Below are 23,196 nucleotides of genomic sequence, written 5' to 3'. Positions count from 1 at the left end.
AGTATGCATTACGTTACAGTAGAAGGACTTACCAAATCATTTGGGACCAAGCCATTGTTCAGAGATATTTCTTTTCATATTGAAGAAGGAGATAAAATAGCACTCGTTGCACTTAATGGTACAGGAAAATCCACATTATTGAGGATTTTATGCGGAAAGGATGTGCCCGACAGTGGTAAGGTGTGGATTCATAAGGATGTTACTGTAGTGATGCTGGCCCAGCAATCAGATTTTGATTTCTCCAAAACAGTGATTGAGAATATTTTTAATCACGACAATCCGGTATTAAATGCTATCAAAGAGTATGAACTGCTGACAGAAGAAGGGCATGGAGACCCCGATCTTGATAAATTAACGGATGCCATTGCTAAAATGGATGAGCTTAATGCCTGGCATTTTGATGCCAAAGTAAAGCAAATATTAGGAAAATTAAATATACATAATTTAGACCAACCCGTTGGGTCATTATCCGGCGGCCAGCAAAAAAGGGTTGCCCTGGCGAAAGTATTGATAGAAATCGGCTTTGAACATAAACACGTTTTGTTAATCATGGACGAGCCTACCAACCACCTGGATGTTTCCATGATTGAGTGGTTGGAAAATTATTTGGATCAGGAAAAGGTGACATTGTTGTTAGTAACGCATGATCGCTATTTTCTTGATAGTGTTTGTAACGAAATAATGGAACTGGACCAGGAACAGTTATTCATTTATAAAGGCAATTATGAAAATTACCTGGAGAAGAAAGCAGCCCGGGAGGAAATGGATAAGTCCAGTGTAGACAAAGCCCGTAATCTTTACCGCAAAGAATTGGAATGGATGCGTAAACAGCCAAAAGCTCGTACCACCAAATCGAAATCCCGACAAGATGCTTTTTATGAAGTGAAGGAGAAAGCCAGTACCCGGGTGGCCGACCAACAGCTGGAGTTGAATGTGAAAATGACCAGATTGGGTGGAAAAGTTCTTGAACTGAAGAAGGTATATAAGTCGTTTGGGGATCTAAAAATCCTGAAAGGAATGGATTACACCTTTAAAAGAGGTGAGCGTGTCGGTATTGTTGGCAAAAATGGAGTGGGTAAATCCACTTTTCTCAATATGTTGCTGGGTAGTGAGCAGCCCGACTCAGGTAAAATCAATGTCGGAGAAACTATTGTATTTGGTAACTACTCCCAAACAGGGTTAGTGGTGAAAGAAGACATGCGTGTAATTGAGTTTGTTAAAAATATTGCTGAGAATTTCCCGTTGGCAGATGGCACCAAAGTAAGTGCTGCGCAATTTTTGGAGTTGTTCCTCTTTCCTGCAGAAAAACAATATACTTATATATCTAAGCTGAGTGGTGGAGAAAAAAGAAGATTACACTTGTTGTCTATTTTATTCCGTAATCCCAATTTCTTGGTATTAGATGAACCAACTAATGATCTGGATTTACCAACACTGAGTATTTTAGAATCTTTTTTACAGGAGTTTCAGGGCTGTGTTATGATTGTTAGCCATGACCGTTATTTCATGGATAAATTGGTAGAACACCTCTTCGTTTTTGAAGGGGATGGGGAAATACGCGATTACCCAGGTAACTATACACAATACCGTGAATGGCAAAAGGAGGAGGACAGGAAAAAAACACTGCCACCAAAAAAAGAAGCTATCCCGGAACCATCAATAAAAACTCCCACTATCGTGGAAAATAAAACACGAAAGATGTCTTTTAAAGAGAAACGGGAGCTGGAAATATTGGAGAAGGAAATTGAACAACTGGAAACAGAAAAGAAAACGATTGAAGCGGCACTGTCAGGAGGAGAACTAGCCTTTGATAAAATGGAGCCCCTGAGTCACAGAATCGGTGAAATAATTCAGTTGTTGGATGAAAAGGGAATGCGCTGGTTGGAACTTAGCGAAATGACTGCCTAGCATATCCGGTGATCTTAAATGTTTATCTCTCTTAAGATCACCGGAATTTTTTTAGTTATATATCCATCCAAGACTTAAGCGGGTAACATTTAATATCGATAGTCCGGTTCCTTTGGACATACGACCTGCCGAGTGAGCCAGTAACACGTGATCTCCAATAAAGTGTATAGATGTATAACAATATACACCATCCTCATTCGTTTCAATTGCTTTGAAGGTACTCCAGGTTTGTCCTTCATCCTTTGATACAGCAAGGGTATATGGTGTACGATATTCTTTGGTGCGCTCATTTTGTCCATTATTATTGTTCCATACAACTAACAGATCATTGGTTGACGGAATTCTGGCAATGGAGGCCGGAGACACAGGTGACATTAAGGTACTGCTCTTAATAGTGCTCCAGGTTTGCCCCTGATCCCTGGAATAGGAAAGATATTGATAACGTTGATTGGTTCGGATAATCATTAAAACCTCCCCATTCTTTAATTCAATGACGCCTGGTTCCTGTGTAAGTATTTTCTTGGGATTAGGTACTACTTCACTCCTTTGCCACGTAACACCATTATCATCTGAATAATAGCTGTACAGCCGCCCAACATAACTCCAAGTTGTTTCTCCCTCAAGTTTATGTAATGAAACGGGAAGGATAATTCGCCCGGTTCTCAATTGTATTACGCGGTTGTTGTTCATAGCATAATAGCCAACCCTGTCTGTAATACACAATCTTGGGGCACTCCACGTTTCTCCTTCATCATTAGAGATTCTCAGGTAAGGACGGGAATCTTCCAGGGAGTTTTTTATAAGGTAAAATAAGGCAATGGAGCCATTTTGTAAACGAAGTAAGGATACTGACATAATATTCAGTTTACCTTCGTTAGGCACAATTATTCTTTCCTCATTTAACCAGGTTTTGCCGCTATCTAAAGACGTACGACCGGCAAGATAGGCAGGAGAGTTATCGTGGTCCACATTGCCTGTAAAGTGAGAATAGACAAATAGCAGCTTACCGTTTTTTAACGAAATGAAATCTCCTTCACTGTTCCTGGGATTATTTCTACCCGGGTTAAGTACTAAAACAACATCTTTCTCCTCATTAATAATTCTGGGTCCATCGTTCGATTTCCTACAACTAAGGCTAATCAATACTAAAGGCAGAAAAAAAAGAAAATTTTTCGATTTCATAAATTTGTCTAATTGCAAATATGCTTAATCTGGCATGGCATACACAACAAATACCACGGCCTATATTTAATAAGCGTCAAGGGAAATAATACTGATTGTGCCGGGAAAGAAATACTAGCATAAAATGTATGCATCTACGGTATAGAATATTTATTACGGCAAGATAATTTTATCTAAAGTAATTAACTTTTAAAATCAGTGGCATAAGCAAAAGTTAATAGTTAGTTATTTTTGATCCCATTACCCTATTGGTTTAATTCTCTAATATTCAATTCCTATCGCTATTGCGCTTATTTACCTAGTAACGTATATTTCCTGCTTCCCCCCTATCAATTCGACTCCCAGGTGGATTAAAAGTTTAAAATCCCATCATTCCAGGAAGAGTGCTAAAACAGAGGAATGAATTACGCATGGTGAAAAATTTGTATTTAATTATTCTGGTCGCAGAAAGATAAACCAGAATCCTTAGATGAGATATGTTTTATGTTCCCTCTATAGCTCAGGAAAGAGCTAGGATTGGAGTAGCCATCTGCCATTAGTTACTACGCCATGAACAATTGAATAGTTATTTTCCTTTTTTCTCCTGCCGCATTTTCCATTCTTCCAGCGCAGCTATCTTTTTATTCTGCTCAATCAGGTACAGCGTTAACTCTTCTATTTTTGCCAGCAGTTTTTTATTCATTTCTCCTACATCAACACCATCTTTTTCAACTTCTGCTGCAGAAGGGATACCCTCCAGATGCTGGTGAGTATTCACATATTTTTCAACTTCGGCTAAAGTAGGTAGCTGATAGTCTTTATGGAATATGTAGTCAGCCCAGCCGGTTTGTGTTACTTTAACCTGCCTGGCGGTAATCAGGCCATTCACTGACAGTGCCGTCTGCGGATTCACGGCGGTGTTGCCTGGCGCAATAGTGGCCCCTTTCTCATTAAGGAGAAGTACTGTCTGGTTGGTACTGGTAGTGCCTCCAGCAAGTTGTAATGGAATATACTTTGTTGCGCCGGTTGTTCTGTCGAAGCCAATCAATGAGGCGATGTTGGCTGCTGTTACTCCAAGTTCCGCCGCCATGCCGGTTCCATTCGCAGTGTACCATCCTTTAAAGCGGCCTTGTCCTCCAAGATCCAATGCACCAAAGCCATCTAATCTGCCTACCTGCGAAATGCCCGCATAAAATTTAAAACCCTGGGTATTGAGTGGGGCAGGAACACCAAACCAAATATGGCTGTCTTCCATACCAATGTCCCAGCCAGCAGTGGTGGCGTTAACAGGAGCATTCCATAAAGTAATCTTGCTTCCGGCGCTTCTGGTCGTAAAGGTAGGAGCCGCTAACCCCACCGGGTTAAAATTTAGCCAGGTCGATGTCAGGTTTCCAACCGTTACATTACCGGTGGCTCTTTCAATGGCAAGCCCAAATCCAAGAAAGGTACCAGTATTAGAGTACCTAAATAATCTAAAGTCGGATCCAGCATTGTTTGCTCCTTCCTCGCTGATAAAGGCTTGCGTCCATCTTAGATTAGCAGCTACGTTTCCGTCACCATTATACAGATGGAAGTGGGCGGTTCCTGTAGCGCTGGTACCGGCAAAAGTTTTCAATGTGTTTGACTGTGCGGTTCCGGCAATGTTGAAATTTGCGCCCGCCTGTAAGGTGGTCGAATTATTAATGTAACTCTGCGCCAGGCTCTGTTGGGCTATGCCAACTAGAGCGAACATACATATTGGTGTCCATTTCATGAAGAATATTTTTAGGGATATTAAATAAGCAGATTTTATGTGCATGGCGGGGGTTAGCTAATTGCCATTTTTTGTCGTTTTATTGCGGCGATTACTATTTGTTTAATTATTTTCCTTTTTTCTCCTGCTGCATTTTCCACTCTTCCAATGCCGCTATTTTCTTTTGTTGTTCTGTTATTTCCTTATTTTGCTCAATCAGGTACAGTGTTAACTCTTCTATTTTTGCCAGCAGTTTTTTATTCATTTCTCCTACATCAACACCATCTTTTTCAACTTCTGCTGCAGAAGGGATACCCTCCAGATGCTGGTGAGTATTCACATATTTTTCAACTTCGGCTAAAGTAGGTAGCTGATAGTCTTTATGGAATATGTAGTCAGCCCAGCCGGTTTGTGTTACTTTAACCCTTTGAGCTGTAATAGTACCTTTTACAGAAAATTCGGATTGCGGAGCTGTTGTTCCAATACCTACGTTCCCTGCATTGGTGATGTTGAGAATACCAGCGGCTGGAGGAGTACTCCCCCCTGTGCCGCCTATTTTGAGTACATTATTTCCTTCATTAATCCAGAATCGGCTATCTCCACCGGATTGAAATGTCATCGATGCATTTCCAACAATCGGATCATAGATACTAAGTTTACCATAATATACAGAAGCCCCGATACCAACATTTCCTGCTGCATTAATGCGCATTCTTTCCGGTTGAACGGCCCCACTTCCTCCTATTCCTGTATGAAATGACATTTCTCCGGGAGTTTGATTGTAAGTACCTCCTCTCATCGCTATTTCTGCCCCACGATAGCTGTCTACAGCCGTGGCACCTCCATAAATGTTTAGTATTCCCTGGGAGTTATTGCTGTTAATAGACGTAGTGGACAGGCTGTTAACAGTTACATTACCGGTGGCTCTTTCAATGGCAAGCCCAAATCCAAGGAAGGTACCGGTATTAGAGTACCTAAATAATCTAAAGTCGGAACCAGCATTGTTTGCTCCTTCCTCGCTGATAAAAGACTGTGTCCATCTTAGGTTAGCCTGCAGATTTCCGTCACCATTATACAGATAAAAGTGATGACTTCCGTTAGCGCTGGTGCCTGCCGTAGTTTTCAATGCGGCGGATTGCGCAACTCCGGCGATGTTAAAATTTGCATTTGGCTGCAAGGTAGTCTGATTGTTAATGTAGGATTGTGCTTTGCCTTGTTGGGTTAAACAAAGTAGGGTAAACACACATACGAATGTCCATTTCATCGAAAAGGTTTTTAGGGACGTTAAATAAATATAGGTTACAATATGGGTTAAAAAAACCTTCAATCACATATAATATGCGCATTGAAGGTTTTAGTTAGTAGCCTCGTCAAGAATCGAACTTGAATCTGGAGCTTCGGAAACTCTTATACTATCCATTGTACTACGAGGCCGGAAAGAACGCAAAACTACATTTTCTAAAGTATAATCCCAAATCAGGTTAAAGATTAATATTACTCTTAAATATTTTAACTGCTATTGCCAGCAGGATAACCCCGAAAAATTTACGCAAAACCATCAACCCGGCCTTGCCCAGCATACGTTCTATGTAATTTAACGAACGCAATACGATATATACAATGACCAGGTTCAGGCAGATGCCTGCCAATATATTATACTGATCAAAGTTCGCTTTTAACGACATAATAGTAGTCAGCGTACCGGAGCCGGCTACCAGTGGAAAGGCAATAGGAACCACACTGCCGGCTTTGGCATCCTGGTCAGTTTTGAAGAATTCCAGTCCTAGTATCATTTCCAGCCCAATAACAAAAATTACAATGGAACCCGCTACCGCAAAGGAATGCACGTCTACACTCAATAATTTAAGGAAGGGCTCCCCCACAAACAGGAACAGGATCATCAGAAAACCGGATGCCAGCGTGGCTTTGCCGGCGTCTATATGTCCCAGTTTTTCTTTCAGGGAAACAAGTATCGGGATAGAACCTACAATATCAATGACCGCAAATAACGTAAAGGTAATAGCCAGAATTTGGTCGATACTGAACATGAATGCTAATTTGCGTAAATATAGGTAGAATGCAGAACGTTTTATACTAGTAGCTTTCTGCTTATATTTGTTTCAATACTACTTATATATGACCGAGGATATTATCATTCAGATCAGTAATAAGATCAAGGAGAAGAGAAAGGGGAAAGGCATTACTATCCAGGAATTGGCAGACCGGGCACAGGTGAGCAAAGGGCTGATATCCCAGATTGAAAACAACAGAACGGTTCCTTCTTTGCTGGTATTGATCAATATTATCAAGGCCCTGCAGCTGGATATGAATGAGTTTTTCAATGAAATTGATCAGCAAACGCAGAGCGCTAAGGTGATTATTAAACAAAAAGCCAACTACCAGGAGTTTGAGAAAGAGCCGGCTAAAGGATTTCTATATAAAAGGGTACTCACTAAAAATGTAAAAAATTTCCCGGTAGATATTGTACTGCTGGAACTTAAGAAGGGCGCCAGCCGCACCCAAACCGTGAAAACTGATGCCTATGAATATAAATATATTATCAAAGGCACAGTAGAATACCTGATAGATAACGAAAAATATGTACTCGAAGAAGGCGACTCCTTGTTCTTCGACGGCCGCTTAGGTCATAAACCCAGTAACATCGGCGCAGAAAATGCCCTCATCCTCGTCGTATATTTCTTCCTGGAGAACGAAAAATAAGCATTTACAAATACTTAACAATAAATTTAGTATAGGTTAACATTCCGATCACATTGGACCCCAAACTTTGCATGTAAATAAACAATACCCAAACCTACATTTACATGCAATCAAATCTACGTCGGGCGCTCAAAAGGCAGCTATGCGCCTTCTTTTTGCTGCTATTTGCCACCACCTCTCTTTTTGCACAACAGGCCATTACGGGAAAAGTCATCTCAGGTGACGACCACCAGCCTGTTATCGGAGCCACCATCAAGGTGAAAGGCGCTTCCCGCGGTGCTATAACAGATGCCGCCGGAAACTTTGCTATCTCCGCAGCCAACACAGACGTACTTCAAATCAGTTTCATCGGCTTTTTGCCACAGTTATATCCCCTGAAAGGTGCTACAGATGTCACCATCACCTTACAGCCAGATAAAAAAGCACTGGATGAGGTAGTAGTAACGGCACTGGGTATACGTAAAGAAGTAAAACGTGTAGGCTACTCCGTACAGGAAGTAAAAGGAGCCGACCTGGTGAAAGCTCGTGAACCTAACCCGATCAACGGCCTGGTAGGTAAAGTGGCTGGTCTCACCGTAGGCGCCTCCGCTGAACTGCTGGCTGCTCCACTGGTATTACTGCGCGGTAATAATATAGGTCTTTATGTGGTAGATGGCGTGCCCATCAACTCTGATACCTGGAATATTGCCCCCGATGATATTGAAAGCTACACCGTACTGAAAGGTGTAACCGCTTCTGCCCTGTATGGTTCCCGTGGCCTGAATGGTGCTATCATGATCACCACCAAAAAAGGAACAAAAGATAAACGCGGCCTGGCAATTGATTTTAACTCCAGCACCATGTTCGAAAAAGGATTCAATGCCATCCCTAAAGTACAGGATGAATACGGCCCTGGCGACCACGGTAAATATGCTTTCGTAGATGGTAAAGGTGGTGGTACAAATGATGGCGACTATGACGTATGGGGCCCTAAATTTGAAGGCCAGCTGATTCCTCAATACGATAGCCCCGTTGATCCTGCAACAGGTAAACGTAGCGGCACTCCCTGGATTGCCCGTGGTAAAAACAACCTGCAGCGTTTTCTGCAAACCGGTATGCTGAGTACCAATAACATCGCAGTAGCATCACATACAGATAAAGCCGATCTGCGCTTCTCCCTGTCGCATTCCTATCAGAAAGGTATTGTGCCAAATACTTCCCTGAATATTACCAACTTCAATATCTCTGCAGGATACAATTTCTCTTCCCGCCTGCGCCTGGATGCCTATATGAATTACAACCGCCAGTATTCCAATAACTTCCCGGATGTAACCTATGGCCCCAACAGTTTGATTTATAACACCCTGATCTGGGCTGGCGCCGACTGGAGTATGGACGATATGCGCAATTACTGGCAGCCTGGTAAAGAAGGCATTCAGTCTATTTATGCAGAATACCAACGTTATCATAACCCGTGGTTCATGACCTATGAATGGTTACGTGGCCACTATAAAACAGATATCAACGGCTACGCTAAGCTGAACTATAAAATCAACGATAAACTGGAGCTGCTGGCACGTACCCAAATTACCAGCTACGATATGATGCGGAATGAAAAAGTACCTTACTCTGCACACCCTTATGGCCGCGAAGAAGGTAAAGGTGACTACCGGGAAGACAAACGCTCTATGTTTGAAAACAACACGGATGTGCTGTTGTCCTACACCAATGTATTCCCGCACAAAATAGGCGTACACGCGTCTATCGGTGGAAATGCACGTTCTTATAAGTATAACTCCAGCTACGTTTCTACTAACTATTTGAACGCACCGGGATGGTATGGATTTGCCAATACCCGTGATCCTTTGTTCGCTACCAATTATTCGGCGCCTATGCTGGTGTTGAGTACTTATGGTTATGTAGATATTGATCTGGGAAAATATGCTACAATATCCCTTACAGATCGTATAGACAAGGCCTCCAACCTGCCTATCCGCACCAACGTATATTCTTATCCGTCAGTAGCGGTAAGTACAGTAATATCAGATTATGTAGACCTGCCAACAGCTATCTCCTTCCTGAAGCTCAGAGGTTCGTATGCTAACGTGAAAGGTGGATTTACTGCCAAAACAATTGGTGCTACACCGCTGGCCACCTATCCGCTGGGATATGGCGCAGAGTATCAGTCGGCTTATGATGGTCCTATTTATAATACTCCATTTTATAACGTAACGCCGGTATACCAGAACCAGGCAGGTGCTTATATTTCACAAACCATTGCCAACCCGGATCTGAAACCTTTCGCCACCAAAGTATTTGAGGTAGGTGCGGATGTTCGTTTCCTTAAAAATCGTATAGGCATCGACGGTACTTACTTTACCAGCCAGAATGGTCCGCAGATTTATGATGTGATTATTTCCAGTGCTACTGGTTATGCTAAGAACCGTATCAATGGGGTAAATACAAAGAAAACAGGTTATGAGTTTACACTGACCGGTACGCCGCTCAGAAACCCTAATGGCCTTAACTGGAATATTACTGCCAACTGGTCTACATTCACTGAGAAATACGTAAGCATCTACGGTGATGAAACCAAGCTGAATGCGTTTGTAGGAGTAGGAGACAGGGTAGATAAATTCTATGGTACTACTTTCGCCAAAACAAGCGATGGAAAAATTATTAATGGCCCGGATGGTCGTCCTATTGTAACGCCTACACAACAATTCCTTGGATATGCCAGCCCTGATTGGGTTTGGGGCGTGAATAACAGCTTCAACTACAAAGGAATCAGCCTGAGCTTCCAGTTCGATGGCCGTGTAGGTGGCAGCATGATCGATTATATTCAACAACAAACTTTCCGCGGTGGACGTAACATCCTCACTACGCAGGGAGCAATGGGAGAAGCCCGCTACCAGGATTATAAAGGCGTGAAATCTTACCAGGGAGAAGGCGTACAGGTGAGCAACGGTGTGCCTATTCAGTATGATAACAACGGTAACATCACCAACTACGATAAACTGCAGTTCTCACCTAATAACACCAAGTCGTTCCTGCAGGACTATATCAGCGTTTACTATAAAAACAACGAAGCGAACCTGATCAGCAAAACCTTTGCGAAGCTCAGGGAAGTAACGATTGGTTATGCATTGCCGGCCAACCTGCTGAAAGGTACTTTCATCAGAAGCGCCAATGTTTCTTTTGTAGGCAGGAACCTGCTTTATTTCGCGAAGAATAAAGATGTGGACCTGGATCAGTATCCGGGCGCAGACCAGGGATCATCTACCCTGCAAACACCTACTACCAAAAGATATGGCTTTAACCTGAACATTTCCTTCTGATCCGTTTCACTTATTAAACATGCTTTGTATGAAATCATTTAAAATATTTACCATCATCGCTTTAGCAGGTGCTGTACTCAGCAGTTGCAACAAGAAGTATGAGGAGTATGCTATCAATACCAACAAACCTGAAAAGGTGCCACCAAGCCTGGTTTTAGGCGGTGTGCTGGCCGATATGAACTCCGATAAACCCTGGAGCAATGTAATGCGTTGGAACCAGTTCGACTGCTGCAACTATAACTATTATGGCGACCAACGCTACGACTGGGGCGGCGCTGACTTCGGCAGCTATTATTCCCTGATGAACGTAGTGCAGATGGAAGGCGAGGCTACTCGTCTCGGTGGACAAGCCGTGAATCCGTATAATGCACTTGGTAAGTTTTTCCGTGCCTGGTTCTTTTATCGCATGACTAACCTGGTGGGGGACCTGCCAATGAAAGAAGCACTGAAAGGTAAGCTGGGCCTGACTCCTAAATATGATGATCAGAAAGCAGTTTTTATCCAAATCCTGCAGTGGCTGGAAGATGCCAATACCCAGCTGGGACAGCAGATTGCTAACCCGGATAAAAGTGCTACTGCGGAAGGGCAGGTGCTAAAAGGCGATTTTTACTACGGCAATGACCTGTTGAAATGGCAACGTGCAGTGAACACCTTCCATTTACGTGTACTCATTACGTTGAGTCAGAAAACTTCTGATAACGAATTAAACGTAGCGCAGCAGTTTAAAGCTATTGTAAGTGATCCGGTAAAATATCCGCTGATTGAATCTATGGATGGTAACCTGCAATTCATCTACAATAACATCAACAAGTATCCATCTAACCCGGATAACCTGGGCTTTGATGCTACCCGTTACAACATGTCGGCTACTTACCTGAATACATTGGTAAGCCTGAATGACCCACGCGCGTTTGTGACGGCTGAACCAGCCACACAGCAGCTGAATACATTTCACAAAACACCGGCACAGATCTCCGCTTATGTAGGTGCGGAACCAGGTATCAGCCAGAGCGATATGTCTTCTAATATGTCAAACGTGGATACGGCGGTATACTCTGTTCGCAGCCGTAGCCGCTATTACAGCAACTATGCTGCAGAACCGGGTGTAATGCTGGGTTATCCTGAGCTGTGCTTTAACATGGCAGAAGCTATTAACCGTAATTGGATTCCTGGTGATGCAGAAGCCTGGTACAAAAAAGGCATTATGGCTTCGCTGACTTTCTACGGTGTACCGGTAGACAAAGCAGGAACATTTGTAAAAACGTATGGTGGTAAACGTTATGATATACCTTTTGATTTTGAAGGGGTGTATTACCAGCAGGCGAACGTGAAATACAAAGGAAACAATGCCCAGGGCCTTGCGCAGATCCTGACTCAAAAGTACCTGGCCTTCTTTGAAAACTCCGGTTGGGAAGCTTATATCAACTGGAGAAGAACAGGCGTACCTACTTTCAGTGTAGGTGCTGGTACAGGCAACAGCGGTATTATTCCTAAACGTTTCAAATATCCGGATTCAGAACGTTCTTCCAATGCTATTAACTGGACAGCTTCATTGAAAAGCCAGTTTAATGGTACTACAGATGATATTAATGGCGCTATGTGGTTGCTGAAATAAGCATCAGCCATTAGCTTTTAGATTTTAGAAAATGCAGCGGAGATCTTCTTCGCTGCATTTTTGCTAAAAGCTAATGGCTAAAAGTTAATAGCTGTTAAGTTATACTTAACAATTAGTTCAGTTATTGTTAACAATGCGTTTGCATTGGACCCGCACCTTTGTCCCAAACCATTTGTTACAATATGCTAAATATTCCCTGGTTACAGCAGCGGTTGCAGCGGGCGCATCATTTTACCTTTTCTTTGTATGCCGCCCTGGTGGCCTTTGGTACTTATTCCTGCATGTATGCTTTTCGTAAGCCTTTTACGGCCGGCATTTTCGAAGGGGTTACTTTCCTGGGAATCGATTATAAAATATGGTTGGTGATTACGCAAACAATCGGGTATGCGTGCAGCAAGTTTTACGGTATCCGCTTTATTGCTGAAATGAAGGGGAATAAACGGGCGCAAAGCATCATCCTGCTCATTGCTATTGCCTGGGTATCGTTGTTGTGTTTCGCCATTGTACCGGCGCCTTACAATATTCCTTTTCTTTTTTTGAATGGGTTTCCGCTGGGCATGATATGGGGATTGGTATTTAGTTACCTGGAAGGCAGACGTAGTACGGAGTTCATGGGAGCTGTATTGTCTGTAAGCTTTATCTTTTCTTCGGGGTTTGTGAAGTCGGTAGGAAAAATGACGGTAGTAGACTGGCACGTCACAGAATACTGGATGCCTTTTGTAACGGGGTTGGTATTTGCTGTACCCATGCTGATTTGTGTGTTATTACTGGAACAGATACCGCCGCCTTCGGCAGAAGATGAACGGCTTCGCACGAGGAGAGCTCCGATGAATAAGCAGGAGCGTAAGGATTTTCTGCAGGCTTTTTTGCCAGGGTTGGTATTATTGATTGCCAGCTATGTGCTGCTCACGGTATTAAGAGATATGCGGGATAATTTCGCGGCAGATATTTGGAAGGACCTGGGCTTTGGCGCACAGGCGGGTATTTTTACACAAACAGAAATACCGGTGTCACTGGCCATCATTTTGATTATGGGGTTGCTGGTATTTGTAAAGAATAACTTTCATGCTTTTATGCTCAACCATGCAATGGTGATCATGGGCTTTGGTATCGCTTTTACCAGCACGGTATTATTTAAGCAACATCGCCTGGATCCGGTATGGTGGATGACTTTAACAGGATTAGGGCTGTACATGGGATACATCCCTTTTAACTGTATTTTTTTCGAACGATTGATCGCGGTATTCAAATATGTAAGCAACGTAGGCTTTATCATTTATGTGGCAGATTCTTTCGGTTACCTGGGAAGTGTACTGGTGATGTTGGTGAAGAATTTTGGCGGGATGTCCTTATCATGGAGCCAGTTTTTTATGGATGCTGTTTTGGGAGCGTCTCTGACCGGCATTGTGATGATGGTACTATCTGCGTGGTATTTTAAAAAAAGAGTGACTTCCCTGAACGGTAATAACATGGCAACAGACATGCGATTGGCAGCCTGATAGAGGGGGTTAACGGGCATTAAAAAAGGCAAATCATCCATTTGGAGTGATTTGCCTTTTAAGTTTTATAAAGCGGAATTCAATTAGCTTTTTGCGTCAGCATCAGCAGCGTTGCTTCCTTTCTTTGATGGCTCATCTTTGGCATCTTTAAATTCACGTATGCCGCTACCCAAACCACGCATCAGTTCAGGTATCTTCTTACCACCAAACAATAACAATACTACTAATGCAATCAGCAGTAATTCTTTGATACCTATTTCCTGCAAAAATAACAGCGGGATATTCAGAAAAGATGTTGTCATTATATCAGATTTAATTGTGTTCTTTTTATAAGGTATATGCAAACATAAAGTTAGCACGATTTACCAGTTTTTTTGTTTTTTAGCCAGATATTTAAAAATTTTAACATAATTGTTTTAATGGCAATTAGTTACAAATTAGAAAATATCACTTTAAACTCCTCATTTTCCACCTGTAGATGTGAAATCCGGCCATAATCCACCTGGATATCGAATGCATCCACCAGCGCGGTATCAGTCACATGCGCTAAAATACACCGGATCACGCCGCCATGAGTTACCAGTACGGCATCGTTTCCTTTGGCCATTACTTCCTCCAGTAAGGTGATGCTGCGGGTATATAGCTCCTCATAGCTTTCCCCGCCTGGAATGTGCTCAAAAACGACGTTATCGGCCCATTTGCGGAGCGCATTACGGCTGATATTATCCCAGGGCAGCATTTCCCAGGAACCGAAATTCATTTCCTTCAGCCGGTCGTCGGTGGTGTATTGGCTACCAAACAAAGCGGCAGCCAGTTTTTCACAACGTTGCAACGGGCTGGTATATACATCCATTGTTTTGGCCGGAAGCAGGGGTTTTATCCGTGCTACTTCTGTTTCAAAGCTGGCAGCAACATCCACATCAGATGCACCATAACAAACACCACTTTCTATCGCCGGTGTGGTATGCCGGATCAGGTATATTTCCATGTGAGAATACAAAAGCATAAATAAATAACTGTTTCAGATACCTGTTGTACTGCTCCGAGGCAGTCGCCGGTATAGCCGCCAATCCATTTCTGCATGAGCCGCACCAGGTACCAACGGGCCAGCAATAAAGCGGGGATCGTTAGTAGCAGGGTATAGTTATGCAGGTAAAGGATAACGGCTACAAACGGGAGGCATCCAAATGCTGCGGCCATCCCCAGGTCGGATAAGCTAATCCCCTGCGCAATAGGTTTGGCTTTGGCGTCGTCGTTTTCACGTACGTAACGGTGCGTATAGATCACGGTAACCGCTAAAAAACGGCTCAGTGGCTGCGCAACAGCAATGGTCAGCATTACCATGAACAGCGGAAGTTCCCGCAGTGCCAGGAACTTCATGGCCATAATCAGTAACAGTCCTAACATACCATAAGTGCCAATGCGGCTGTCTTTCATAATATCCAGGATTTTTTCTTTGGACCAGCCACCGCCGAAGCCGTCGCACATGTCGGCAAATCCATCTTCATGAAAAGCACCGGTTACCCAGATACCCATGATAATAGCTAACAGGATGCTGATCATAGGAGGCGCTATGGTACCCAGTATGTACAGGATAGCAATCATAAAACCACCCGTTATCCATCCAATCAGGGGAAGATAGCGGGTGGCTTTACCCAGCATTTCCGGTGTATAGGGAATGCTAACGGGAACGTGTATACGAGTATAGAACAGTATAGCGGTTAGCAATAACTGCCATTGTTTTTTCATATAGTACGATTTGATACCTGGGCACTGTTAAAGCTGGCCATTTCCTGCAGAAATGCTACGGCACTCTGTATCAGGGGGATGGCAAGTGCTGCGCCGGTACCTTCTCCCAGGCGCATATCCATTTGTAACAAAGGCGCCGCGTTGAGGTGTTGCAGCATCGCTTTATGTCCTTGTTCCTCGGAGCAATGCGCAAAAACGCAGTAGTCTTTTACGGCAGGCTGCATGGCTACGGCAGCCAGTAGCGCGGCGGTCACAATAAATCCATCTATTACCACCAGCATTTGAAGCGCAGCTGCCTGTTGGATGGCGCCACAGATCATGGCAATTTCAAAACCACCGAAGGTTGCCAATGCCTGCTCCGCTGATGCCGGCGACGCGTGTTTCGCCATCACTTGCTGCAGGATAGCCCGCTTTTGTGCCAGTTGCTGCACATTACTGCCAGTGCCGGTTCCCGTGCAGGAAGCTACTGGTATTTTGGTAAAGTGGCTCATCAATAAAGCCGCGGCAGAGGTATTGCCAATACCCATTTCTCCAAAGCCAATGGTATTACAGCCCTGGGCATGTAATAGCTTCACTTCTTCTGCACCTGCCTGCATGGCCAGTCTGCATTGATCGAGCGACATGGCCGGCATATGCAGGAAATTCTGTGTACCCATTCCCATCTTCCGGTCTTTCAACAACGGATGGGGAGGAAATTCATGATTCACACCGGCATCTACTACGGTAAGTGATAGCTGATGCTGCCGGCAAAATACGTTGATGGCGGCACCGCCCTGTAGAAAGTTATATACCATCTGCGCGGTGACTGCCTGGGGGAATGGATTCACCTGCCCATCTGCGGCGATGCCATGATCCCCTGCAAATACAATAATGGAAGGATGACTGATAACCGGAGTCAGTGTATTTTGTACCAGGCCTGCCTGTAAGGCAATAGCCTCCAGCTTCCCCAGTGAGCCGGGAGGCTTGGTTTTCTGATCTATTTTATCCTGTAATGCTGCTTTTAATGCAGTGGATACAGGTGTTATGCGGAGGTTGTTTATCATGCGGGTGAATTTATTGCGCTTCCTTTTTTATGATAACCGGTATGCCAGATACCATCAGTACTACGGTGTCGGCTACACGTGCAATGTATTGATTTACCCAGCCTTGTAAGTCCGTAAAACGGCGGCCAATGGCTGTTTCAGCGTGTACACCCATTCCTATTTCGTTCGTCACTATAATAAATGTACCTGCCATTGCTTGTAGTGCCTTGATTTCCGTTTTAATGGCTTCCAGGGTAAGATCCATATCATATGCCTGTTGCTCGAAGAAGTTGGTTAGCCACAGTGTTACACAATCAATGACTACCGTATGACCGGCCAGTGGTAAACGGCTTACATACAACTCTTCTTCATAGTTGGTCCACATGGCGCCCCGTTCTGTTTTGTGCCGCTGTATCCGTTGTGCAAAATCATCGTCCCATACTTTGGCGGTTGCCACATATACGGGATGTGTACTTTGTGATAGCGCCATTTCCTGCGCATACCTGCTTTTCCCCGACCTTGCGCCTCCCGTAATCAAATGAAGCATATTGACAGATTTAGCTATTAACAATTAGCCGTTAGCTATTAGCAAAAGCCGATCTTCTCGCATTTGCTAATAGCTAACGGCTAACTGCTAAAAGCTGCTTAGTTAAATACTGGTATGGATGGGAAGAAGAAACCAGTGTAGGATACACTTTTCTTTAATCCACCGCTGCTGGCATCGTAGATGTAAAGCGCGTTGTCTTTTGAATTCTGGCCATAGCCGGATTTCATATCTGTGATCACCAGGGTATTATTACCAGGATTATATCTTACACCGGCACCATAGAAACCGCGGCCGGTAGGGATCGTAATAAATGGTGTTTGCAGGGAAGCAGGATTACCTGCGGTATATTTGTATACTTCTCTGCCGCTGTTGCCCCATTCATTATCTGCTTTACCAATGAATACGGCATTTTCTAAAGTTGAAGCAGTGATCATACCTGCATTCCAGGCTCCCCAGGAACCATAAATGTCGAACGGACTTGCAATGGTATCTGCTTTCAGGGTTTGCGGATGGATCGCGAACAGGTATTTGGCCTGACCAGCCCAGATGGTGCCATCCGGCGTCATTGCAAAGCCTGCATCTGCTGCTACCAGTTTCTTCGCCACGCTGAAATCACTGCTGTTTAAGGCTACTACGCCGTCTGTTTGTGACATCACAAACACATAGGCATCTGCCTTTATCATATTACCAATCTGGCCACTCACACCGGCAATTTTAGGACCTACCGTCAGTGTTTGCAGGTTCACCGGGTAAACACCATCAACAGTACCTATCAAGCCGGTATTGGGATTTACGCCTACAAAGGAGTTTCCACTTGCCGGCAACTGATCAATGCGACCGGTTTCTTTCATGGTACCGGCATCCGCTACTACGAGGCCAGCTCCCTGTTTGGATACGAAATAAAATTTATTGTTGAAGATAGCACCAAAGTCGGTAGTGGTACCTAATGTTTTGCCTGGGTTGTTGCGTTGAAATACGTATTGGTAAACAGAATCTTCTCCATTGCGGTAGAAATTCACATCACCTGGTTCATGACCAAACCAGCCTTCATTTACCAGGAAAAATCCATTTTCAAATTTACCTAGCACTTTCACCTGGTAGTAGTAGTTAGCCAGGGCATTACCGGAAATAATTTTATAGGAGATGGTATAGTCACCTCTTTCTGTTGGCTTAAAAGTAAAGGTAGAATCTGTACCGGCCAGCACACCATTTACCAGCCATTGAAAGGTAGGGTTCTTAATATTTGCCAGTTGAGGGCTTAATACTCTGCTGTCGCCGATATAGATAGTGTCTTTGCCATCTTTTAAACCCGGAGCTACAATCTGCGGAACAATTACTTCTGCCTGGTTGTCCTTGGAACAGGAGGCCAACCCTGCGATAGAAATGGCTGCTACAAGAAAGGAAAGTTGAAATTTGCGTGAAATACTGCGCATGTTAGTTATTTGTTTACGTATGTCTTGTTTTCGTATGGTTTTTACCGTTAGTGAACCCGTACAGAATGCTGATGCAGAAGAGGGATACCCCCTATAATAATTTAGAGATTTGAGGTCAGACAAATGTACTCATCTGCCCAATACCCAAATCTCTAAAAAACAAATGCAGGATATTATTGTGCAAAACGCAGTCTGCGTTTTACTAATTCAAAGCTGCCAAAGAAAATAGTGCAGTAAATCAGGTTACCTATCAGTGTATACCGCATGTAAGGAATGGCTTGTGCATAGCAGCTGGTAAGGCCGGCCAGGTCTTTGGTGAAAGGCTTTCCGGTCAGGAAATCGGTAGAACCGCTGATCCATACGCCAAAGTCAGATACCAGGAAGTGAATCAGCGCAGCACCTATAGCTCCTATTACGATGTTAGCAACCGTAGCTTTTTTGATCAATAGCTGTCCCAGTAATACGATCAGCGCAAAGCTGGCGTAGTTCCAGATCCAACCTTTATACAACAGGCCTGAAGCGTATTCTTTATGGAAGAACTGCATTAAGATAATGTCACTGAGAAACAAGGCCAGTAAAGGGAAAGCGTATGATTTCCATTTTTCAGAGAAGGAAGCCCCGCCAAATAAGGCCATAGCGCCAACAGGCGTAAACATGGCTATAGGCGACATGTTTGAATCAGCTCCCAATACAACGCGTATTATACCTGCTGCTAAGATGAAAAGCAGCAATACACCAAACCGCGGATTAAGATTTTTTAAAGACATTATGTTGGTTTTAATGTTTACAAATTAACAAAAACGCCGGTGGTAAAGTTAAACCTCCGTGAATTAAAGCCCGATATATCAAAATACTTATAATCTGTAATATTCCTAAATCCGGCAAAAATTTTAAGCAAGTTACCAAATTTATACTCACCATATAAATCCAGTGTATAATAATCCCCCATAGGAACATTCTTCTTGCTTAAAAAGTCGTACTCATACCGCTGACCGGTATATTTACCACTGGCCGATACATAAAGGGCAGGTGTAGCCTGGTAGCCTAAAGTGGCATTCACAGCATGTTTAGGGATTCTATAGAGGTTGTAGTAAGAAGTATCTTTTTTATCCTGTAAGATGGTAACACGGCCATCTGCATAAGTATAATTGGCGGTTAATACCAGTCCCTTTGTAATCTGCCAACTACCTTCTACTTCCACGCCATAGGCCTTTTGCTTATTGGCATTACGAAACTGGCTCGCATACGTAGTCATATCAGTATAGAAGATAATCAGATCACGGGTATCTCTCCAGAAACCGGTTACCCGGAAATCTACCTGGTTATGTGCCACATTGGCCTGGTAGCCGGCTTCGTAGCTGGTAGTAGTTTCGGGCTTCAGGCCGGTATTGCCATATCCATTTGTATATAACTGGTACAGGGAAGGAACACTGTAGGCAGAAGATATATTAACAAATACTTTATGATGTTCATTGATCAGGTAAGACGGATTAAGGGAAATGGTTTGGTTGTTCCCATACAGGTTATGGTAGTTAAAACGTCCACCCACTTCCAGGTTAAAGCCGTCCATGTTATGCAGCAAGAGAGAGGCGTACAGGCTGGTTTGGCTGGTATGTGAGCTGTCGGGCGACAGTATAGTCGTTTCCGGTGCAGGGCTGTAGAACGACTGCAGGTAGTCTTTCTGCTGCATATTGGAACGACTGTAAGCCGCACCACCAATCAGCCTGATCTGGTGGGTCACATCCCAGTTTACATAGGTTTCTACCTGGTGGGTATTGGCGGTAAACAGCGTACTGTCAAACTTCGCATAGGCACCGGGTACCTGGAAGGCGGAATCATTAACGATGGTCCGGTTGGTACGTTGGTAGCTGTACAACACATGCCAGGAGCCATTCTTAAAGCGGTATTCGCTTCCGAAGCCATTGAGCAGGTATTTTGATTTACCGGTATAGTCTTTATCGTCCTGGAAAGCGCCTTCGTCAAGGTCGTGGCGATAGTTGTTCCAGTTCAGCAGGTACTGGAAATTCCAGTGTTTGCCCGCGCTGAGACCCAGTTTGGCGAAAACCGCATCCTGACGGAAGCCATCTTTGTCAAAATTCGCTTTGCCAGTCGGGTCATAGGCATCAGAAAAACCATTGGCCTTTTCGTGTTGATAGCTTAACAGGTAAGAGAAGCGCTGCACATTGCCATGAATATTTGCACCACCCTGGAAGTCGCGGTAGCTGCCATAGCTGCCATTGAGCCCTACGCCGAATTTTTTATTGCCGCTTTTACGGGTAATGATATTGATAACACCGGCTACGGCGTTGGAGCCATATAAGGTAGACTGGCTACCACGAAGTATTTCAATTCTTTCTACCTGGTCGGGGGTAATGAAATTAAGGTCGAAGCTATTATTGGATTGGGAGGCATCTGTTACCGGCAGACCGTCTACCAGTACAAGGGCGTTGCCGCTGGCGGCGCCCCGCATAATGATAGAAGGAGTAGTGCCCCGGTTGTTTTCCGCTCCAATCAGCACCAGGCCGGTTTGTTGATTCAGGATGCCGGCAATGCTCTTGCCACTGTTTTGTTGCAGGTATTCACGGGTGAGGATCGTCACTACTTTACCGGTTTCGCTGGCCTTCAGGGGGCCTTTATTGGCGGTGACGGTAATCTCATTTAACTGGCTTATCCGGCTGGAATCCTGTGCTACAACGGTGAAGCAAGGCAAGGCCAGTAGTGCAGTGGTGTAAAATTTTAATTGCATCTCGAAATTTTGGTATCTGTAAAAACTAAAAATGCAGCGAAGATAAAAGTTTGCTACTTCATCCACGCTGCATTTCTAAAAAGCTAAGAGCCGAAACTTATCCCGGCATTCTGGAAATATATTTGTCCATTTCTTTAATCTGGTTCACAATCTGTGCGGTGGTAGGCTTTTGTGCCTTGGCTCTGCGGAAGTATTCCTTGGCAGATTTGAAGTCGCGACGGCTCATGGCAATAGATGCCAGGGTCAACAGGGCAGCAGCCGTGTTTTCCTTGTCAGGCAACCCTTTACGCATAGCGATTTTCAGGTTCTGGTCAGCCGTTTTTAAGTCGTTTTTCTGATAGGCAATGGTGCCCAGCTGAAAGTACTGCATACCTTCATATTCCTTCATCGGGCTACCGGAGTTGATACTCTGACGGATAGTCGATTCTGCTTTATCAAGGTCGTTGGAATACATCGCCATGTTGCTTTGCATAAAATAATATACAGAGCGGATAGGTTTGTATAACAGCTTAGGGAATTTTACCTGGTTCATCAGCGCGCTGGCCCTTTCAATATCACCTGCTTCCACGGCTTCCTGTACCATTCTCATGGGACCAAACATCACGTGTGTAACCAAACATACCAGTGCCAGTACCAGCACAATAGTCGCTTCCCACCAGCCTACAGTAAAGCCGAGTGCAATACCGCCTGCTAATAATACGATACCTATTGGGAGGCGATATAGAATAAAAAAATTAAATGCTTTCATGAAAAAACAGTTCGTAAATCACTAATAGAGGGTGCAAAGATAGATAAAAAAAACACCTTATGGGTTTTCATTTACGACCTTTCAGGTTGGCCATGGCAATAGCACTTAATATAATCACCACACCCACTATCTGTAAGGGAGTTACCGTTTCATGCAGGAAAATGGTAGCTGCCAGCATGGCTACCGGCAATTCCGCCGTACTGAGGATAGCGCCCAGTGATACCCCCGTTTGCGGTATTCCCTTGGCAAAGAGGAAAGGCGTTAATATGGTACCAAAAAGGGAGAGGGGGATCCCCCAGATCCACAGGTTAGTGCCGGTAAAGCGACCGTTTACCAGGTACAGCGGCGGGAAAATCAGGGAAACAATCACAAAGGCGCCCGTAACAATCCAGGCGCTTTTCAGTACCGGCCCCAATGAAGCGCCTATCCGGCCGCTTACCACCATGAATACGGTGTAACACAAGGCCGCCAGTAAACCAAAGCCTATTCCTTTCCAGTTAAGGGAATTGGTGTTGGTATTAAATAAGCCCCCTGCCAGCAAAGTGCCTGTTAATATAAAAAATACCGCGATCCACTGTATCCGGGAAGGCCGTTTTTTATAAATGATCCATTCTGCCAACATACTCATCCAGGTAAACTGCATCAGCAATATAATGGCAATACTGGCCGGAATATAGTGTACACTCTGATAATAAGTAATGCTCACCAGGCCTGTGGAACTACCCAGTACAAAACAGGTTCGTGCATCCTTATTCAGCAGGCCCCGGGTTTTTCGTCCTGATAAAAAATGAATGATCCATAATGCCAGCATCCCAAATCCCGCCTGCACACTCACAAATTCTCCCAATGTATATCCTTCACGGTATCCTGATTTAACAATAGTTGATAATACCCCGAAGCAACAGGCGCCAATGAGTACCAGCAATATGCCTTTCCACATAACAAGTTGATTTAAATGCAAAAGTATTTTGTTTGGAGCATAAAGCAGAAGGCATAAA

The 23,196-nt window shown here is 44.0% G+C and carries 19 protein-coding genes and 1 tRNA gene; 5 read left to right on the top strand and 15 right to left on the bottom strand.

The genetic code is table 11. From position 1 onward, the window contains the following. Window positions 1-3 precede the first annotated feature (3 nt). Window positions 4-1,908: an ABC-F family ATP-binding cassette domain-containing protein gene (locus J7623_RS23935; RefSeq protein ID WP_291925152.1), complete on the top strand. Its 1,905-nt coding sequence runs from the start codon at window positions 4-6 to the stop codon at window positions 1,906-1,908. 51 nt (window positions 1,909-1,959) lie between these two features. Here J7623_RS23935 and J7623_RS23930 read toward each other — a convergent pair whose 3' ends face one another. From J7623_RS23930 to J7623_RS23910, 5 genes are all read right to left on the bottom strand, one after another. Continuing rightward, window positions 1,960-3,090, bottom strand: a complete 1,131-nt coding sequence (locus J7623_RS23930; RefSeq protein WP_291925150.1) for a sialidase family protein — start codon at window positions 3,088-3,090, stop codon at window positions 1,960-1,962. Window positions 3,091-3,655: 565 nt separating this feature from the next. Beyond that, window positions 3,656-4,801, bottom strand: coding sequence for a hypothetical protein (locus J7623_RS23925; protein ID WP_291925148.1), 1,146 nt, complete (start codon window positions 4,799-4,801; stop codon window positions 3,656-3,658). A 127-nt stretch (window positions 4,802-4,928) separates the two neighbouring features. Next, window positions 4,929-6,065, bottom strand: a complete 1,137-nt coding sequence (locus tag J7623_RS23920; protein WP_291925146.1) for a hypothetical protein — start codon at window positions 6,063-6,065, stop codon at window positions 4,929-4,931. Between the two features lie 98 nt (window positions 6,066-6,163). Continuing rightward, a tRNA-Arg gene (locus J7623_RS23915) sits at window positions 6,164-6,235 on the bottom strand. 47 nt (window positions 6,236-6,282) lie between these two features. Beyond that, complete coding sequence (locus J7623_RS23910; RefSeq protein ID WP_291925143.1) at window positions 6,283-6,849, bottom strand: MarC family protein; 567 nt, start codon at window positions 6,847-6,849, stop codon at window positions 6,283-6,285. An 88-nt stretch (window positions 6,850-6,937) separates the two neighbouring features. Between J7623_RS23910 and J7623_RS23905 the strand changes: the two genes are divergently transcribed. From J7623_RS23905 to J7623_RS23890, 4 genes are all read left to right on the top strand, one after another. Further along, complete coding sequence (locus tag J7623_RS23905; protein WP_291925141.1) at window positions 6,938-7,522, top strand: XRE family transcriptional regulator; 585 nt, start codon at window positions 6,938-6,940, stop codon at window positions 7,520-7,522. 104 nt (window positions 7,523-7,626) lie between these two features. Further along, the gene (locus J7623_RS23900) at window positions 7,627-10,839 is read left to right on the top strand and encodes a SusC/RagA family TonB-linked outer membrane protein (RefSeq protein ID WP_291925140.1); all 3,213 of its coding nucleotides are present in this window, start codon (window positions 7,627-7,629) and stop codon (window positions 10,837-10,839) included. Between the two features lie 28 nt (window positions 10,840-10,867). Further along, the gene (locus J7623_RS23895) at window positions 10,868-12,454 is read left to right on the top strand and encodes a SusD/RagB family nutrient-binding outer membrane lipoprotein (RefSeq protein WP_291925139.1); all 1,587 of its coding nucleotides are present in this window, start codon (window positions 10,868-10,870) and stop codon (window positions 12,452-12,454) included. A gap of 182 nt (window positions 12,455-12,636) precedes the next feature. Beyond that, window positions 12,637-13,953 (top strand): DUF5690 family protein, encoded by a 1,317-nt coding sequence (locus J7623_RS23890; RefSeq protein ID WP_291925138.1) that lies wholly within the window; start codon window positions 12,637-12,639, stop codon window positions 13,951-13,953. Window positions 13,954-14,036: 83 nt separating this feature from the next. On the opposite strand, the gene tatA is transcribed toward J7623_RS23890, so the two are convergent. The 10 genes from tatA to J7623_RS23840 form a co-directional block, all read right to left on the bottom strand. Further along, window positions 14,037-14,255, bottom strand: a complete 219-nt coding sequence (gene tatA, locus J7623_RS23885; protein WP_291925136.1) for a twin-arginine translocase TatA/TatE family subunit — start codon at window positions 14,253-14,255, stop codon at window positions 14,037-14,039. 128 nt (window positions 14,256-14,383) lie between these two features. Continuing rightward, the gene (gene cobC, locus J7623_RS23880; RefSeq protein ID WP_291925134.1) at window positions 14,384-14,959 is read right to left on the bottom strand and encodes an alpha-ribazole phosphatase; all 576 of its coding nucleotides are present in this window, start codon (window positions 14,957-14,959) and stop codon (window positions 14,384-14,386) included. Continuing rightward, window positions 14,926-15,702, bottom strand: a complete 777-nt coding sequence (locus tag J7623_RS23875; RefSeq protein ID WP_291925132.1) for an adenosylcobinamide-GDP ribazoletransferase — start codon at window positions 15,700-15,702, stop codon at window positions 14,926-14,928. Before J7623_RS23875 ends, cobC begins: the two co-directional genes overlap by 34 nt. Then, on the bottom strand, window positions 15,699-16,745 hold the full coding sequence (gene cobT / locus J7623_RS23870) for a nicotinate-nucleotide--dimethylbenzimidazole phosphoribosyltransferase (RefSeq protein WP_291925131.1): 1,047 nt from the start codon (window positions 16,743-16,745) through the stop codon (window positions 15,699-15,701). The genes J7623_RS23875 and cobT overlap by 4 nt, the downstream gene beginning before the upstream one ends. Before the next feature lie 10 nt (window positions 16,746-16,755). Continuing rightward, entirely contained in the window at window positions 16,756-17,271 is a 516-nt protein-coding gene (gene cobU, locus J7623_RS23865) for a bifunctional adenosylcobinamide kinase/adenosylcobinamide-phosphate guanylyltransferase (RefSeq protein WP_291925129.1), read from the bottom strand. Window positions 17,272-17,369: 98 nt separating this feature from the next. Then, window positions 17,370-18,704 (bottom strand): DUF5074 domain-containing protein, encoded by a 1,335-nt coding sequence (locus J7623_RS23860; RefSeq protein ID WP_291925127.1) that lies wholly within the window; start codon window positions 18,702-18,704, stop codon window positions 17,370-17,372. A gap of 173 nt (window positions 18,705-18,877) precedes the next feature. After that, entirely contained in the window at window positions 18,878-19,471 is a 594-nt protein-coding gene (locus J7623_RS23855) for a DUF6580 family putative transport protein (RefSeq protein ID WP_291925125.1), read from the bottom strand. Window positions 19,472-19,488: 17 nt separating this feature from the next. Next, window positions 19,489-21,450 carry a TonB-dependent receptor gene (locus J7623_RS23850; RefSeq protein WP_291925123.1) on the bottom strand — a complete coding sequence of 654 codons (1,962 nt, stop codon included), beginning with the start codon at window positions 21,448-21,450 and terminating at the stop codon, window positions 19,489-19,491. 97 nt (window positions 21,451-21,547) lie between these two features. Next, window positions 21,548-22,198 (bottom strand): hypothetical protein, encoded by a 651-nt coding sequence (locus J7623_RS23845; RefSeq protein WP_291925121.1) that lies wholly within the window; start codon window positions 22,196-22,198, stop codon window positions 21,548-21,550. A gap of 67 nt (window positions 22,199-22,265) precedes the next feature. Next, a complete protein-coding gene (locus J7623_RS23840; protein ID WP_291925119.1) occupies window positions 22,266-23,138 on the bottom strand; it encodes a DMT family transporter in 873 nt (290 codons plus the stop codon). Window positions 23,139-23,196 lie beyond the last annotated feature (58 nt).

The sequence above is a fragment of the Chitinophaga sp. genome (assembly GCF_017745275.1).
Classification (GTDB): Bacteria; Bacteroidota; Bacteroidia; order Chitinophagales; family Chitinophagaceae; genus Chitinophaga.
This window is presented reverse-complemented; position numbering and strand designations above follow the sequence as displayed.

Bases quoted from the DNA above. Each gene is read 5' to 3' on its own strand.
- J7623_RS23935 (WP_291925152.1), top strand. From the start codon at position 4: ATGCATTACGTTACAGTAGAAGGACTTACCAAATCATTTGGGACCAAG.
- J7623_RS23930 (WP_291925150.1), bottom strand. From the start codon at position 3,090: ATGAAATCGAAAAATTTTCTTTTTTTTCTGCCTTTAGTATTGATTAGC.
- J7623_RS23925 (WP_291925148.1), bottom strand. From the start codon at position 4,801: ATGTTCGCTCTAGTTGGCATAGCCCAACAGAGCCTGGCGCAGAGTTAC.
- J7623_RS23920 (WP_291925146.1), bottom strand. From the start codon at position 6,065: ATGAAATGGACATTCGTATGTGTGTTTACCCTACTTTGTTTAACCCAA.
- J7623_RS23910 (WP_291925143.1), bottom strand. From the start codon at position 6,849: ATGTTCAGTATCGACCAAATTCTGGCTATTACCTTTACGTTATTTGCG.
- J7623_RS23905 (WP_291925141.1), top strand. From the start codon at position 6,938: ATGACCGAGGATATTATCATTCAGATCAGTAATAAGATCAAGGAGAAG.
- J7623_RS23900 (WP_291925140.1), top strand. From the start codon at position 7,627: ATGCAATCAAATCTACGTCGGGCGCTCAAAAGGCAGCTATGCGCCTTC.
- J7623_RS23895 (WP_291925139.1), top strand. From the start codon at position 10,868: ATGAAATCATTTAAAATATTTACCATCATCGCTTTAGCAGGTGCTGTA.
- J7623_RS23890 (WP_291925138.1), top strand. From the start codon at position 12,637: ATGCTAAATATTCCCTGGTTACAGCAGCGGTTGCAGCGGGCGCATCAT.
- tatA (WP_291925136.1), bottom strand. From the start codon at position 14,255: ATGACAACATCTTTTCTGAATATCCCGCTGTTATTTTTGCAGGAAATA.
- cobC (WP_291925134.1), bottom strand. From the start codon at position 14,959: ATGCTTTTGTATTCTCACATGGAAATATACCTGATCCGGCATACCACA.
- J7623_RS23875 (WP_291925132.1), bottom strand. From the start codon at position 15,702: ATGAAAAAACAATGGCAGTTATTGCTAACCGCTATACTGTTCTATACT.
- cobT (WP_291925131.1), bottom strand. From the start codon at position 16,745: ATGATAAACAACCTCCGCATAACACCTGTATCCACTGCATTAAAAGCA.
- cobU (WP_291925129.1), bottom strand. From the start codon at position 17,271: ATGCTTCATTTGATTACGGGAGGCGCAAGGTCGGGGAAAAGCAGGTAT.
- J7623_RS23860 (WP_291925127.1), bottom strand. From the start codon at position 18,704: ATGCGCAGTATTTCACGCAAATTTCAACTTTCCTTTCTTGTAGCAGCC.
- J7623_RS23855 (WP_291925125.1), bottom strand. From the start codon at position 19,471: ATGTCTTTAAAAAATCTTAATCCGCGGTTTGGTGTATTGCTGCTTTTC.
- J7623_RS23850 (WP_291925123.1), bottom strand. From the start codon at position 21,450: ATGCAATTAAAATTTTACACCACTGCACTACTGGCCTTGCCTTGCTTC.
- J7623_RS23845 (WP_291925121.1), bottom strand. From the start codon at position 22,198: ATGAAAGCATTTAATTTTTTTATTCTATATCGCCTCCCAATAGGTATC.
- J7623_RS23840 (WP_291925119.1), bottom strand. From the start codon at position 23,138: ATGTGGAAAGGCATATTGCTGGTACTCATTGGCGCCTGTTGCTTCGGG.